The following is a 14,238-nucleotide window of genomic DNA, read 5'->3' as shown; positions in this document are numbered from 1 at the left end:
TATGAGTCAGGGACGCGAAGCCAAAGTATACGTAAACGGTAGTCTGGTCGGGACACACCCCGACCCGGAACAGCTCGCAGAACAGGTACGACAGGCGCGACGACGGGGGGACGTCTCCCAGATGGTCAACGTCTCGGTGAAGAACCGGACCGGCGAAGTCATCATCAACGCCGACGCCGGCCGTGCTCGCCGCCCGCTGCTGGTCGTCGAGGACGGCGAGCCGCTGATGACCGACGAGGAGGTCGAGCAGGTCAAAAGCGGCGAGCTCGAATTCGAGGAACTCGTCGAGCGTGGCCTCGTCGAGTTCATCGACGCTGAGGAGGAAGAGGACATCCTCGTCGGCGTCGACGAGGACGAACTCACGGAGAAGCACACGCACCTGGAAGTCGACCCGCAGCTGATGTTCGGTATCGGTGCCGGGATGATTCCCTACCCCGAACACAACGCCTCGCCCCGGATTACGATGGGGTCGGGGATGATTAAACAGTCGCTGGGCCTGCCGTCGGCGAACTACCGCATTCGCCCGGACACGCGCCAGCACTTGCTGCACTACCCGCAGCTCTCGATGGTCAAGACCCAGACCACCGAGCAGATTGGCTACGACGACCGCCCCGCGGCGCAGAACTTCGTCGTCGCCGTCATGAGTTATGAAGGCTTCAACATCGAGGACGCACTCGTGATGAACCAGGGGTCGGTCGACCGCGCGCTCGCCCGCTCGCACTTCTTCCGCACGTACGAGGGTGAGGAACGGCGCTACCCCGGTGGTCAGGAGGACCGCTTCGAGATTCCTGACGACGAGGTTCGTGGCGCACGCGGCGAGGAAGCGTACACGCACCTCGACGACGATGGCCTCGTCAACCCCGAGACGAAGGTCGGCGAGAACGCCGTCCTGCTCGGCAAGACGAGCCCGCCCCGGTTCCTCGAAGAGCCGGACGACATGGGCGGCCTCTCGCCCCAGAAGCGCCGGGAGACGAGCGTGACGATGCGCTCGGGCGAATCCGGCGTCGTGGATACGGTCACGCTGATGGAAGGCGAGGACGGCTCGAAGCTCTCGAAGGTCTCTGTGCGTGACGAGCGCATCCCCGAACTCGGGGACAAGTTCGCGTCACGCCACGGACAGAAGGGCGTCGTCGGCCACATCGCCCCCCAGGAGGACATGCCCTTCACCGAGGAGGGCGTCGTTCCGGACCTCATCATCAATCCGCACGCACTGCCGTCGCGGATGACCGTCGGCCACATCCTCGAGATGATCGGCGGGAAGGTCGGCGCACTCGAAGGCCGCCGCGTCGACGGCACCGCCTTCACCGGCGAGGACGAGGAGGAGCTCCGTGGCTCGCTCGAAGACCACGGCTTCGACTCTAGCGGCAAGGAGACGATGTACTCCGGCGTTACCGGCGAGAAGATCGATGCGGAGATCTTCGTCGGCGACATTTTCTACCAGAAGCTGTACCACATGGTCTCGAACAAGCTGCACGCCCGCTCGCGCGGGCCGGTGCAGGTGCTCACCCGCCAGCCCACCGAGGGACGCGCCCGCGAAGGTGGCCTGCGCGTGGGTGAGATGGAGCGGGACGTGCTCATCGGGCACGGCGCGGCGATGGCGCTCAAGGAGCGTCTGCTCGACGAGTCCGACCGCGAGTGGATCAACGTCTGCGGGCAGTGCGGGATGACCGCCGTCGAGAACGTCGAGCAACGGCGCATCTACTGTCCGAACTGCGAGGAGGAGACGGACATCCACGAGGTCGAGATGTCCTACGCGTTCAAGCTCCTGCTCGACGAGATGAAGGCGCTCGGAATCGCCCCGCGGATCGAACTGGAGGACGCAGTATGAGCTCACAACAGACACCCCAGGAAATCGGTCAGCTCAGCTTCGGGCTGATGGACCCAGAGGAGTACCGCGAGATGTCGGCCACGAAAGTGATCACGGCCGACACGTACGACGACGACGGCTTCCCCATCGACATGGGGCTGATGGACCCGCGGCTTGGGGTCATCGACCCCGGACTGGAGTGCAAGACCTGCGGGAAACACAGCGGCTCCTGTAACGGCCACTTCGGCCACATCGAACTCGCTGCGCCCGTCATCCACGTCGGGTTCGCGAAGCTCATCCGCCGACTCCTGCGCGGGACCTGCCGGGAGTGCTCCCGGCTCTGTCTCGACGAGCACGAGCGCGACGAGTTCGCTGACCGACTGACACGGACCCAGGACCTCGGTCGCGACCTCAACGACGTGACCAAGGCCGCCATCCGGCAGGCCCGCAAGAAGGACCGCTGTCCGTTCTGCGGCGAGAAGCAGTACGACATCAAACACGAGAAGCCGACCACGTACTACGAGGTGCAGGACGTGCTGGCCTCAGACTACCCCGAGCGGATCGCCGCCGCGATGGAGGAGTCCGAGGATCCGATCTCGCCGATCGACCTCTCCGAAGAAACCGGCATCGACAGCAGCCGTGTGCAGGAGATTCTCAGCGGCGAGTTCCGACCCCGGCAGGAGGACCGCCGCGCTCTGGAAAAGGCGTTGTCGGTTGACCTGACCGAGGAGGACATGAACAAGCTGATGCCCAGCGACATCCGGGACTGGTTCGAGGACATCCCGGACGAGGACATCGAAGTGCTGGGGATGAAACCGGCCCGCTCCCGACCGGAGTGGATGATTCTGACGGTGCTGCCGGTGCCGCCGGTCACCGCTCGCCCCTCGATTACGCTGGACAACGGCCAGCGCTCCGAGGACGACCTCACCCACAAGCTTGTGGACATCATCCGCATCAACCAGCGGTTCATGGAGAACCGCGAGGCGGGTGCGCCACAGCTGATTATCGAGGACCTCTGGGAACTGCTGCAGTACCACGTCACCACGTTCATGGACAACGAGATTTCGGGCACGCCGCCGGCGCGACACCGCTCCGGCCGTCCGCTGAAGACCCTCTCTCAGCGCCTGAAAGGCAAGGAGGGCCGCTTCCGTGGCTCGCTGTCCGGGAAGCGTGTCAACTTCTCCGCTCGTACCGTCATCTCGCCGGACCCGACGCTCTCGCTGAACGAGGTCGGCGTGCCGGACCGGGTCGCCAAGGAGATGACCCAGACGATGAACGTCACCGAGCGAAACCTGGAGAAAGCGCGGCGCTACGTCTCCAACGGGCCTGAAGCCCACCCCGGCGCGAACTACGTCAAGCGGCCGGACGGCCGCCGGCTGAAGGTGACCGAGAAAAACTGCGAGGAACTCGCGGAGAAGGTCGAAGCGGAGTGGGAAGTGTCCCGCCACCTGGTCGACGGCGACATCATCATCTTCAACCGCCAGCCGTCGCTGCACCGGATGTCTATCATGGCCCACGAGGTCGTCGTGATGCCGTACAAGACGTTCCGGCTGAACACGACGGTCTGTCCGCCGTACAACGCTGACTTCGACGGGGACGAGATGAACATGCACGCCCTGCAAAACGAGGAGGCCCGGGCCGAAGCCCGCGTCCTCATGCGCGTGCAGGAACAGATGCTCTCCCCGCGCTTCGGCGAGAACATCATCGGCGCGATTCAGGACCACATCAGCGGGACCTACCTGCTGACCCACACCAATCCGAAGTTCAACGAGACGCAGGCGCTTGACCTGCTCCGGGCGACGCGTATCGACGAACTGCCCGAAGCCGACGGCGTCGATGAGGACGGCGAGGAGTACTGGACCGGCCGCTCCCTGTTCTCCGAACTGCTGCCGGACGACCTGAACCTGGAGTTCACGTCCTCCGCCGGCGACACGGTCGTCGTCGAGGACGGCCAGATGACCGGCGGCACCATCGACGAGGACGCCGTCGGCGCATTCGGCGGCGAAATCGTCGACACCATCGCCAAGGACTACTCGCGGACCCGCGCCCGGATTCTGGTCAACGAGGTCTCGGCGCTGGCGATGCGGTCGATCATGCACTTCGGGTTCTCCATCAGCATCGACGACGAGTCCATCCCGCGGGAGGCCGAAGAGCAAATCAACGACGCCATCGACAGCGCCTACGACCGCGTCGAGGAACTCATCGAGACCTACGACCGCGGCGAACTCGAATCGCTGCCCGGTCGGACCGTCGACGAGACGCTGGAGATGAAGATCATGCAGACGCTGGGCAAGGCGCGTGACTCCGCCGGTGACATCGCCGAGGACCACTTCGGCGAGGACAACCCGGCCGTCATCATGGCCGAGTCCGGCGCGCGTGGGTCGATGCTGAACCTGACCCAGATGGCCGGCTGTGTCGGCCAGCAGGCAGTCCGTGGCGAGCGGATCAACCGCGGCTACGAGAACCGCACGCTTAGCCACTTTGAGGAGAACGACCTCTCGGCGGACGCCCACGGCTTCGTGGAGGCGTCCTACCGCTCCGGGCTCGGCCCGAAGGAGTTCTTCTTCCACGCGATGGGTGGCCGCGAGGGACTGGTCGATACGGCTGTCCGGACATCGAAGTCCGGGTACCTGCAGCGCCGGCTCATCAACGCCCTGTCAGAACTCGAAACGCAGTACGACGGGACCGTCCGGGACACCTCGGACACCATCGTCCAGTTCGAGTTCGGCGAGGACGGCACGTCGCCGGTCGACGTGTCCTCGAACCAGGAGGGTGACATCGTCGACGTCGAGCAGATCGCCGACAGCGTCCTCGACGAGGAGTTCGAGAGCGAGAAACAGAAAGAGAGCTTCCTCGGCACGCGGACCGAGCGGACCAACCTCTCGGAGCATGCGGACGACTGGTGGATGGCCGAGGGTGACGACTAACAATGACAGCACACGACGTATCAGCAGACATCGAAGCCGTCGTCGAGGACACTGAGCTGCCGCGACGGCTGAAAGACGAAGTGTACAGCACCATCGATGAACGGGGCGTCGGCGTCGACGACGCCGACCGCATCGCCAAGGCCGTCGAGTCCCGCTACCTCGACACGCGTGTCGACCCGCTGGACCCGGTCGGGACCGTCTCGGCCCAGTCCATCGGCGAACCGGGAACGCAGATGACGATGAACACGTTCCACTACGCGGGGGTCGCCGAGATCGACGTGACCCAGGGCCTGCCACGGCTCATCGAGCTGGTGGACGCCCGGAAGACGCCGGACACGCCGATGATGACGGTTCACCTCGACGAGGAGTACGCGGATGACCGCGAACGCGCACACGAGGTCGTCTGGAAGATCGAGGCGACGCGCATCCTCGCGCTGGGTGACATCTCGACGAACGTCGCGGATATGCTCGTTGAGATCGACCTCAACGAGGACACGCTGCTGGAGCGGTGGCCGACGGTCAACGACACGGACGCCATCGCCGAGGAGATCGCCGAGACCATCGAATCGAATCTCGGCGTCTCGACCCGGCAGGCCGGCACGGTCATCGAGTTCGGCCCGGAGGAACCCAGCTACCGCGACCTCCTACAACTGGTCGAGGAGTTGCGGGAGATCGTCTTCAAGGGGATCGAGGAGATCACCCGCGTCGTCATCCGCAAGGAGGAGACTGACAACGGCGAGGAGTTCGTCCTCTACACCGAGGGGTCGGACTTCGGCGAAGTGCTCGACATCGAGGGCGTCGACGCCTCCCGGACGACGTGTAACAACATCCACGAGATCTACCGGGAACTCGGCGTCGAAGCGGCCCGCGAGACGCTCATCAACGAGACGATGAACACGCTCGAAGAGCAGGGGCTCGACGACGTGAACGTCCGGCACCTGATGCTCGTGGCCGACATCATGACCAACGAGGGGACCATCGAGTCCATCGGCCGCCACGGCATCTCGGGGTCGAAAGACTCCGTGCTTGCCCGTGCAGCGTTCGAGGTGACGGTCAATCACTTGCTCGACGCCGCCATCCACGGCGAGGTCGACGAACTCGACGGCGTCACGGAGAACGTCATCGTCGGGAAGCCGATCAAGCTCGGCACCGGCGACGTCAACCTCCGGATGGGCACGACCCAGGACTGATGCGGGTCGAACTCTCGGACGAAGCGCGTCGACTGGTCGCCCTCTTCGAGGACGAGGCAGCCGTCACCGTCCGGGATTGCGTCGTCGACGAGGACCACGACCAGGTGGTGTATCTGGTCAAGCGCGGGGAGATGGCCGACGCTATCGGCCCGGGCGGTCAGACGGTCGAGCGCGTCGAGGAGCGCCTCGGCCGCGAGGTCAAACTCGTCGAAGCCGCCGAGACGGCCGAGGACTTCGTGGCCAACGCGCTCGCGCCGGCCGCGGTGTACAACGTCACCGTCTCGGAGAACGACGACACCGTCGCTTACGTGGAAGTTGCACAGGAAGACCGCGGGGCTGCTATCGGCCGCGAAGGCCGAAACATCGACGCCGCCCGGCAACTGGCGAAGCGACACTTCGAAATCGACGGCATCGAACTGACCTGAGCGAGGCGATTCGAGCGGGTCCACGGACCCGCCTGCTCGGGCAGTCGATGTGGAGACTGACAGAAACCGCTTTTTTGATTGGTCGTGAACCGACTGCTATGCCTGCACTCCGGCGTCCAGACGGCGGCGACCTGCTGGCTCCGCTGACTATCGTCGGCATTTACCTGTATCACGCACACGTTCTGGGGAACCCCCCGTCCGGACTCGAAGGCGCGTTTATGCTCGCGCTGTTCGTGTTGGTGGGTGCCACGAGTCTCGTCGAGGGACTGCTCGCGTCACCGGCGTACCCGCTCGTCGGTGGCGGACTAACCGCGGTCTTTTATCTCGTCCGGTTCAGCCAGCGACAGGATATCGGCTCCGCGCTCGGCGTTTGTGCCGGGGTTCTTTTCGGTAGCTATGGCCTCTACCAATTGGTCACGTCGAGCGCCGAACCGAAACTGTAAGTGGCAGATGAAACAGGAGGCGACGCTCAGTCGTCGCCAGTGGCCGGGTCGTCCGCGCCGTGTTCGTACACGTCGGTATCGCTGTGCGTGGTGCCGCTGTCGACATCGAACGTCTGCAGGAGTTCGCTGAGGTCGCCGGCCTGATCCGAGAGGGACTCGATGCCGCCGGTGACTTCGTTGATCGTCGCGGTCTGTTCCTCCGCGGCGGCGGCGACGTTCTCGGCGCGGGAAGCGGTTTCCTCGCTGATTGTCCCGACCTCGTCGGTCATCGCCACTGCTTCCTCCGTCGTCGCGGCCTGCTCGTCGGTGGCGTCGCTGATGGACTGGATACCGTCGTTGACCTCTTCGACGCGGTCGACGATCTGTTCGAGGGATTTGATCGCGTCGTCGACAGTGTCGATACCGTCCGTGACGGAGTCGCCCATCTGCCTGATGTCGGTCACGGCGTCACCGGTGGTGTCCTGCACTTCCTCGATAACCGTCGAGACCTCCTCGGTGGCTTCGGTCGTCTCCTGTGCGAGGCCTTTGATCTCGTCGGCGACGACGGCGAACCCTTCACCCGCCTCACCGGCTCGTGCGGCCTCGATGGAGGCGTTCAGGGCGAGCATGTTGGTCTGCTCGGCGATGTCGTCGATGAGGTCGACGATGTCGCCGATCTGTTCCATCTCCTCGTCGAGTGACTCGACGCGGTCGATAGTCTCGTCGGCTCGCGTCTCGATGTCGTTCATGACCTCGATAGCCTCCGATGCGCGCTCGCTGCCGGTTTCACCGATCTCTGCGGCCTCGTTCGACGTGGTCGCGACTTCGTCGGCCTGTGCCGCGACCTCTTCGACCGTCGCGGAGAGGCCGGACATCTCGTCGACCGTCTCCTCGATGTTCTCGTACTGCGTCTCCGCGCCGTCGGCGATCTCCTGTACGGATTCGCTGACCTCCTCGCTGGCGTCACGGACCTCCGTGGCGCTCGCGGTGATCTGGTCGGCGGAGCCGTCAACGTCGTCGGCAAACTCCCGGATACGCATGACCGTCTGGCCAAGTTGGGCGAGCATATCGTTGAACGCGGCGGCGATGTCGGCCATCGCGTCGTTGTCCGTGTCGGTGTCGAGTCGCTGGGTGAGGTCGCCGTCGGCCGCTTTCCGCATCACGGCCGAGAACTCCTCGGCCTGCCGTTCGAGCGTTCCGGCCAACTCCTCAGCCTCCTCTTTGGACTCTTCGGCCTCTTGCTGGGCCTGTTCGAGATCGCTGATGAACGATTCGAGGTTGCCGTGCATGCTCGATAGCGACGCTCCGAGCTGGCCGGGGATGTCCTCGTCGAGCACCGGGTCGTCGAACGCCTGTCTGGAGAGTGCGTCGGCCTGTGCGGCGACGGTGTCGAGATAGGTCTTCATCTCGTAGAAGGCGTTCTGGACGTCGCCGATCTCGTCGAGGCGGTCAGACTGTTCGATGTCGGTGTCGAAGTTCCCCACCGCAAGGGCTTCCGCCTGTGTCGAGAGCCGTCTGAGCGACTGCATGATGCCGCGACCGACGAGGACGCCGATGAGGGCGAACCCGGCCAGTGAAACGCCGATGATGGCGACGAAGCTCCCCTGAATACTGTCACGTAACGCGAAGGCGGTCGATTTCGGGGCCTGCTTGACGACGATCCACGGCGTGTCATCGACGGACTCCGCGGCGATCAGGTACGGCCCGCTCCGGGCCACGTCGCTCTCTCCCGCTGTGAGTGCGGTCAGGTTGGCGGAGACGTTGTACTGTGTCCCGATAGTCGAGGCGTCCTCGGCGAACTGGACCGTGCCGTCCTGTCGGATAATCCGCGTTTCACCGCCGTCGATGGAGTTGCGGAACTGGGCCGTCCGCGCGGTCACGTTGTGGACCACGACGACCAGCTTGTCGCTCCGGGCGACCGGGCTCGCGAAGGCGATGTACTTGCCCCCGTCATAAGTGTACACTGTCGACATATCGACCGAGTTCGACCCGGTGACCGAGAGGCCCCCACCTTCCCACTCGAAGTCGTCAGTCCGGAGCGACGTGTCGCGTCGGTCGCTCAGCGACGACTCCTCGATTTCCAGGGTCTCCTCGTTGACGTAGTGGATGGCATACACGGACTCCGGCTGGTAGAACGCTTGCCGCTGTAACGCACCACGGATCATCGTTGGACTCCCCTCCTGAACGTCGGACAGCGTTGAGAGAGTTCGTGCGGCGTTTCGCTGGCTACGGACCCAGTCCGCTGTTGTCGTGGCCGTCTGGATGGTGCCCGTCTGCAGTTCGTTCTCGCGCTGTTCAGTCAGTTCGTTTGCGACCGTCCGCTCCGCAGTGACGCTGACACCCGCAACGAGCAGGGCAATACAGAGAATGATGAGCGTCAACTTCCGGAGGTACGTTCGCCGGACGATGTCTGGGAGACGTTGTTCGAGTTTCATAGATACTACCCGCAGGTCTGTCTGAATAACTCAAGCGCCGGTACTAGAAACCATCTGCCCAGTTATCACACCTGATTCCATGTGGCCGGGCTATCTCCCGGCCTGGCGGACTGGGACCGGTGTCTGTGACTCCTGATACGTACACTGTCGGCTGTGACGAATTCCGCAGACCGATGCTAGTGGGGTCTCCCGAAATAGTGTCAGAATGCTCTGTGAAGCCTGAAATCATCGAATATGGGTTCCCGAAGGACCGCCGGGAACTGTTTTGCGCGTCATACGCCGACCGAAACACCTTGTTACCCGTTTCTTTCCCGCTGTCGTGGCCTCTCTTCGCGTTATCTAACCCAGTTCTGCACCTGATTTCCCCGTCTATGGCACAGAACGCCACACACGGAAGCGCTACCGGCTGAGTCCGAAAGAGGAGTCTTAAGTACCTCCGAAAGGTACCAGTGCCTACTATGGCGAACGGCAAGTACGCCGCGCGCAAGCTCAAGAAGGACCGCCAGAAGCACCGGTGGTCCGACACTGACTACGCGCGTCGCGAACGCGGCCTGGGCAAGAAGTCCGACCCGCTCGAGGGTGCGCCCCAGGGACGAGGTATCGTACTGGAGAAAGTCGGCATCGAGGCCAAGCAGCCTAACTCCGCGATCCGGAAATGTGTCCGCGTCCAGCTCATCAAGAACGGTAAGCAGGTCACCGCGTTCTGTCCCGGTGACGGCGCTATCTCTTTCATCGACGAGCACGACGAGGTCACGATCGCGGGTATCGGCGGGGCGAAGGGCCGCGCGATGGGCGACCTCTCCGGTGTCAACTACAAGGTCGAGAAGGTCAACGGCGTCTCTCTCATCGAACTCGTTCGCGGGAACGCGGAGAAACCGGTCCGATAACCATGAGTGCCGAAGACACACCCGAGGCTGACGCTGACGAGGCTGCGGAAAGCGAGCCGGAGACGGCCCGTGCGAAGCTGTTCGGCGAGTGGGAGATCACGGATATCGAGTACTCCGACCCCTCGACTGAGCGCTACATCACTGTCACGCCGATCGCCCACACGATGGGGCGACACGCGGACAAGCAGTTCAAGAAAAGCGAGATCAGCATCGTCGAGCGGCTCATCAACCGCCTGATGCAGACCGACGAGAACACGGGCAAGAAGCAGCTCGCGACCTCCATCGTCACTGAGGCGTTCGAAATCGTTCACGAGCGCACCGACGAGAACCCGATTCAGGTGCTCGTCAGCGCTGTCGAGAACAGCGCCCCGCGAGAGGAGACCGTCCGCCTGAAATACGGTGGTATCTCGGTCCCGAAGGCCGTCGACGTCGCGCCACAGCGCCGCGTCGACCAGGCCCTGAAGTTCATCGCAGAGGGCGTGTACGGTGGCTCGTTCAAGACCACCACGAGCGCCGCCGAGGCGCTCGCACAGCAGCTCATCGGCGCTGCTAACGACGACGTCCAGGCCTACGCGGTCAACCAGAAAGAAGAGAAAGAACGCGTCGCGGCCGCCGCTCGCTAACCCGGCTGTCTCCGACATCTTTATTCTTCTTTGCTCTGCAGTGAAATCTATGCGAAAACCGTGCCAGGACGGCGGGTCTCGTCGCCAGTATCTCGCCGCACTCGCCGCCGCCGGGGCGACCGCGCTGGCCGGCTGTCGCGGTGAGTCCGGGTCACAGGACGGTAGCTCGGACCCGACACCGACAACCACAACGACGGCAGACCCGGCTCGGGCGCTGGACCGCTACGACGTATCCATTAGCCACGAGCGCAGCCAGTCACCCGACACCGACTGGGCGGCTCCGACCGCGTCGCCAACAGACACACCGCTCGCCACCGAACCACTCATCGAGGATCTGGAGATCCCGTGGGACCTCTCGTTTGCCGCGGACGGAACGCTGTTTCTCACCGAGCGGGTCGGCCGCGTCCTCTCGTTTGTGGACGGCAGCGTCCGAACAGTCACCGAACCGGCGGCAGTCATCGACGCGGAATCGAGCGACGATGGCTGGTGGGTAACGGGCGGTGAGGGCGGCACGCTCGGCGTCGCCGCGCACCCGACTTACCCCGAGCCGCCGGTAGTGTACGTCTACTACACGACGACAACCGACGACGAGCGGGTCAACCGGGTCGTCGCCATGGATGTCTCGGCCGAGGACCCGGCCGCCACGGAGTCCGTCCTCGTCGACGCCATTCCCGGAAGCAAGATACACAACGGCGGTCGGCTCACGTTCGGCCCGAGGACTACCTCTGGATTACGACCGGGGACGCCGGGTCCGGCGAACTGGCCGCCGACACCGACTCGCTCGGCGGGAAGGTCCTTCGCGTGACGCCCGCGGGCGACCCCGCTCCGGGGAACCCGGACCTCGGTGGTGACCCGCGGGTGTTCACCTACGGCCACCGGAATCCACAGGGGATCGCGTGGCTTCCGGACGGCACTGTCGTTGCTTCCGAACACGGCCCGACCGGGCGGGACGAACTCAACCGCCTCGTGGCTGGTGGGTACTACGGCTGGCCAGACACCCGCAAGCACGAGGAGTACGCCGACGCCGGCCCCGAGGTCCGCCGCCCGCTCGCAAACACGGGCAACGCCGGCGGCTGGGCTCCCTCCGGGTCGCTGTTCTACACCGGCGACGCCGTGCCGTCGCTGCGGAACAGACTGCTCACTGGCGGCCTGAAGGGCCAGAAACTCCTCACAACGACGCTGACGCCGGCCGGTGGGGACCTGCCACCGGGTGACGACGCCGAGGTGTACGACGCTGACTGGACCGACGACGCCTACACCGCGACGACCCACTCCCTGCTGGCCGACGAAGTCGGCCGGATTCGACACGTCGAGCAGGGGCCGGACGGCGGCCTCTACCTCGTTACGTCGAACCGCGACGGACGGGCCGGCGACGGCTTCCCGCGGGAGCGCGACGACGTGCTCGCCCGCATCACGCCGGCCGAGTGACCAGCGCGGGCGGGCACCCGCTCTGTGAACCACTGGCTATATTTCGGTTGACGAGAGAGGGAGACCCATGGCAACAGAGCAATCTGTCGACCTCGTCGACGACGAGACTGTGGGCTTGTTCACGAAGGCGGTGCTGCTCGCGGCGCTGACCGCGGCGCTCGCACAGATATCTATCCCGCTTCCGGGACTGCCGGTGGTATTCTCATTGCAGCCGTTCGGGATGTTCTTCGCCGGACTGCTACTGGGACCGCTGTGGGGCGGCGTCGCGCTCCTGTTGTACCTGCTGGTCGGTATCGCCGGTGCGCCGGTGTTCTCGAACGCGAACGCGGGTATCGGGTATGTCATCGCCGGCCAGTCCGGCGGTTTCCTCGTCGGGTTCCTCGTCGGCGCGGTCGTCGCCGGCGCTATCGCACACCGAAGCATAGCGCCCAAACCGGTCGCTGATCTCTCTGTCCCGGTGCAGGTCGTCGCGCTCACCGCGGCGATCGCCGTCGTGTACGCTATCGGCATCCCGTGGATGTCGTTCGTTGCCGGCCTTCCGCTCACTCGTGCCACCGCTCTGATGGCTCCGTACATACCACTTGACCTCCTGAAGCTCGGTATCGCAGTCGCCGTTGTGCAGGGCGGATATCTCGACGGTCGATGATAGCGGTCAGCGACCTGCGCTATCGGTACGGCGACGTCGACGTCCTCGACGGGCTCACGCTGTCAATACCCGACGGTCAGTACTGCCTGCTCGTCGGACCGAACGGGAGCGGCAAGACGACGCTCGTCCGGCATTTCAACGCCCTGCTGACGCCCGACGCCGGAACGATCACCGTCGACGGGACCGACGTGACGGACGACCCGGTCGTCGCCCGGACACGCATCGGGATGGTGTTCCAGCACCCCCGCGACCAGTTCGTCGCCGCGACCGTGGCGGCTGACGTGGCCTTCGGCCCGGAGAACCTCGGCCTCGACAGGGACGAGATCGACCGCCGGGTCGAAACGGCGCTTGACGCCGTCGACCTCGGCGATGCAGCGGATAGCCGCATCGACGCTCTCTCGGGCGGTGAGCAGGCCCGCGTCGCCATCGCCGGGGCGCTCGCCATGGAACCGGACTACCTCGTGCTCGACGAACCGCTCGTCGGCCTCGACTGGCCGGCCAGGGAGTCGGTGCTCGACCACCTTGACGCGCTGGCCGCCGATGGAACGGGCATCATCGTCGTCACGCACGACCTCCGGGACCTCCACGAGCGGGCCGACCGCCTCGTCGCGCTGCAGGATGGGCAGGTCGTGCTCGATGCGTCGCCATCCGAAGCGCTCGATACCCTCACGGACCTCGGTATCCGCGACCCACGATGTTGAGCTACCGGCCCGGCTCGACGTTCGCGCATCGGCTGGACCCGCGGTCGAAGCTCCTGGTCCAGTTCGGGCTCGCCATCGCCGCGGTCGCACACCCCACGCTCCCGTGGCTCGTCGGGACGACCGCGTTCGCGCTGGGGACGCTCGCGGCGGCACGGCTCTCGCCGCTGGCCGTCCTCCGCTCCTACCGGGTCGTCCTCGCCGTGCTGGCGCTGGCACCGGTCGTCGCCGGCGTGGCGCTCGGCCCGCCGTGGTTTCGGGTCGACCCGGCGCTCCGTTCGGCCCTGCACGTCGGGCGCATCCTCCCGGTGTTGCTCGTCAGCGCCGCCTACCTCACCTCGACGCCAGTCCGGGATACCCGGGCGGCGGTCCAGCGCCTGATCCCCGGCAAGCCCGGCCAGATCCTCGGTATCGGGATGGCGCTCGTCGTCCGACTGTTCCCGCTGGTACTCGCGGACGTTCGGGAGGTGCGCGATGCGATCCACGCTCGCGGCGGTGAGGCCCGCCCGCTACGGGACCGCGTTCGGCTGCTTGCCGTTCGGTCGCTGGAACGGACCCTCGACCGCTCGGACCGGCTCTCCGTCGCCCTGCGGGCCCGCTGTTTCGCGTGGAACCCGACGCTGCCGCCGCTTGCCTTCGAGCGTCGTGACTACCCGGTGCTCGCCGTCGGCATCGCGCTGTCGGTGTCGCCGCTCGTTCCGGTTTAGCCGGTCGCCTGTGTGCGCCCGAGTACAACGGTGGATGGTGGTT

Annotated in this window: 11 protein-coding genes and 1 pseudogene; 11 read left to right on the top strand and 1 reads right to left on the bottom strand. The window is 65.2% G+C overall.

Annotation, left to right across the window (positions count from 1 at the left end; genetic code table 11):
• Position 1: 1 nt before the first annotated feature.
• The 5 genes from rpoB to SG26_RS06655 all read left to right on the top strand — a co-directional run bounded on the left by rpoB (position 2) and on the right by SG26_RS06655 (position 6,792).
• Complete coding sequence (gene rpoB / locus SG26_RS06675) at positions 2–1,828, top strand: DNA-directed RNA polymerase subunit B (protein WP_050037161.1); 1,827 nt, start codon at positions 2–4, stop codon at positions 1,826–1,828.
• Positions 1,825–4,734 (top strand): DNA-directed RNA polymerase subunit A', encoded by a 2,910-nt coding sequence (locus tag SG26_RS06670; RefSeq protein WP_014041493.1) that lies wholly within the window; start codon positions 1,825–1,827, stop codon positions 4,732–4,734. Before rpoB ends, SG26_RS06670 begins: the two co-directional genes overlap by 4 nt.
• Before the next feature lie 2 nt (positions 4,735–4,736).
• Positions 4,737–5,924: a DNA-directed RNA polymerase subunit A'' gene (gene rpoA2 / locus SG26_RS06665; RefSeq protein WP_014041492.1), complete on the top strand. Its 1,188-nt coding sequence runs from the start codon at positions 4,737–4,739 to the stop codon at positions 5,922–5,924.
• Positions 5,924–6,349: a NusA-like transcription termination signal-binding factor gene (locus SG26_RS06660; protein ID WP_004515442.1), complete on the top strand. Its 426-nt coding sequence runs from the start codon at positions 5,924–5,926 to the stop codon at positions 6,347–6,349. Before rpoA2 ends, SG26_RS06660 begins: the two co-directional genes overlap by 1 nt.
• Before the next feature lie 98 nt (positions 6,350–6,447).
• Complete coding sequence (locus SG26_RS06655; RefSeq protein ID WP_008307511.1) at positions 6,448–6,792, top strand: hypothetical protein; 345 nt, start codon at positions 6,448–6,450, stop codon at positions 6,790–6,792.
• A gap of 26 nt (positions 6,793–6,818) precedes the next feature.
• Here the strand turns inward: SG26_RS06655 and SG26_RS06650 are convergent, their stop codons facing one another.
• A complete protein-coding gene (locus tag SG26_RS06650) occupies positions 6,819–9,206 on the bottom strand; it encodes a methyl-accepting chemotaxis protein (protein WP_050037160.1) in 2,388 nt (795 codons plus the stop codon).
• 458 nt (positions 9,207–9,664) lie between these two features.
• Here SG26_RS06650 and SG26_RS06645 point away from each other — a divergent pair, with 458 nt between their 5' ends.
• From SG26_RS06645 to SG26_RS06620, 6 genes and pseudogenes are all read left to right on the top strand, one after another.
• The gene (locus SG26_RS06645; RefSeq protein WP_004515440.1) at positions 9,665–10,093 is read left to right on the top strand and encodes a 30S ribosomal protein S12; all 429 of its coding nucleotides are present in this window, start codon (positions 9,665–9,667) and stop codon (positions 10,091–10,093) included.
• 2 nt (positions 10,094–10,095) lie between these two features.
• A complete protein-coding gene (locus SG26_RS06640; RefSeq protein ID WP_008307521.1) occupies positions 10,096–10,716 on the top strand; it encodes a 30S ribosomal protein S7 in 621 nt (206 codons plus the stop codon).
• A gap of 49 nt (positions 10,717–10,765) precedes the next feature.
• Positions 10,766–12,144, top strand: a pseudogene (locus SG26_RS06635) (PQQ-dependent sugar dehydrogenase).
• 67 nt (positions 12,145–12,211) lie between these two features.
• Entirely contained in the window at positions 12,212–12,790 is a 579-nt protein-coding gene (locus SG26_RS06630; RefSeq protein WP_050037159.1) for a biotin transporter BioY, read from the top strand.
• Positions 12,787–13,491, top strand: coding sequence for an energy-coupling factor ABC transporter ATP-binding protein (locus SG26_RS06625; protein ID WP_050037158.1), 705 nt, complete (start codon positions 12,787–12,789; stop codon positions 13,489–13,491). Before SG26_RS06630 ends, SG26_RS06625 begins: the two co-directional genes overlap by 4 nt.
• The gene (locus SG26_RS06620) at positions 13,485–14,195 is read left to right on the top strand and encodes an energy-coupling factor transporter transmembrane protein EcfT (RefSeq protein ID WP_050037157.1); all 711 of its coding nucleotides are present in this window, start codon (positions 13,485–13,487) and stop codon (positions 14,193–14,195) included. The genes SG26_RS06625 and SG26_RS06620 overlap by 7 nt, the downstream gene beginning before the upstream one ends.
• The last annotated feature ends 43 nt before the right edge of the window (positions 14,196–14,238 follow it).

Origin of the sequence: Haloarcula sp. CBA1115, assembly GCF_000827835.1 — an archaeon.
Lineage (GTDB): Archaea > Halobacteriota > Halobacteria > Halobacteriales > Haloarculaceae > Haloarcula > Haloarcula hispanica.
This window is presented reverse-complemented; position numbering and strand designations above follow the sequence as displayed.

What these genes read in the sequence shown, in the direction of transcription:
- SG26_RS06650 (WP_050037160.1), bottom strand. Translation starts at nt 9,206, where the DNA reads ATGAAACTCGAACAACGTCTCCCAGACATCGTCCGGCGAACGTACCTC.
- SG26_RS06630 (WP_050037159.1), top strand. Translation starts at nt 12,212, where the DNA reads ATGGCAACAGAGCAATCTGTCGACCTCGTCGACGACGAGACTGTGGGC.
- SG26_RS06620 (WP_050037157.1), top strand. Translation starts at nt 13,485, where the DNA reads ATGTTGAGCTACCGGCCCGGCTCGACGTTCGCGCATCGGCTGGACCCG.
- SG26_RS06640 (WP_008307521.1), top strand. Translation starts at nt 10,096, where the DNA reads ATGAGTGCCGAAGACACACCCGAGGCTGACGCTGACGAGGCTGCGGAA.
- rpoB (WP_050037161.1), top strand. Translation starts at nt 2, where the DNA reads ATGAGTCAGGGACGCGAAGCCAAAGTATACGTAAACGGTAGTCTGGTC.
- rpoA2 (WP_014041492.1), top strand. Translation starts at nt 4,737, where the DNA reads ATGACAGCACACGACGTATCAGCAGACATCGAAGCCGTCGTCGAGGAC.
- SG26_RS06660 (WP_004515442.1), top strand. Translation starts at nt 5,924, where the DNA reads ATGCGGGTCGAACTCTCGGACGAAGCGCGTCGACTGGTCGCCCTCTTC.
- SG26_RS06670 (WP_014041493.1), top strand. Translation starts at nt 1,825, where the DNA reads ATGAGCTCACAACAGACACCCCAGGAAATCGGTCAGCTCAGCTTCGGG.
- SG26_RS06655 (WP_008307511.1), top strand. Translation starts at nt 6,448, where the DNA reads ATGCCTGCACTCCGGCGTCCAGACGGCGGCGACCTGCTGGCTCCGCTG.
- SG26_RS06625 (WP_050037158.1), top strand. Translation starts at nt 12,787, where the DNA reads ATGATAGCGGTCAGCGACCTGCGCTATCGGTACGGCGACGTCGACGTC.
- SG26_RS06645 (WP_004515440.1), top strand. Translation starts at nt 9,665, where the DNA reads ATGGCGAACGGCAAGTACGCCGCGCGCAAGCTCAAGAAGGACCGCCAG.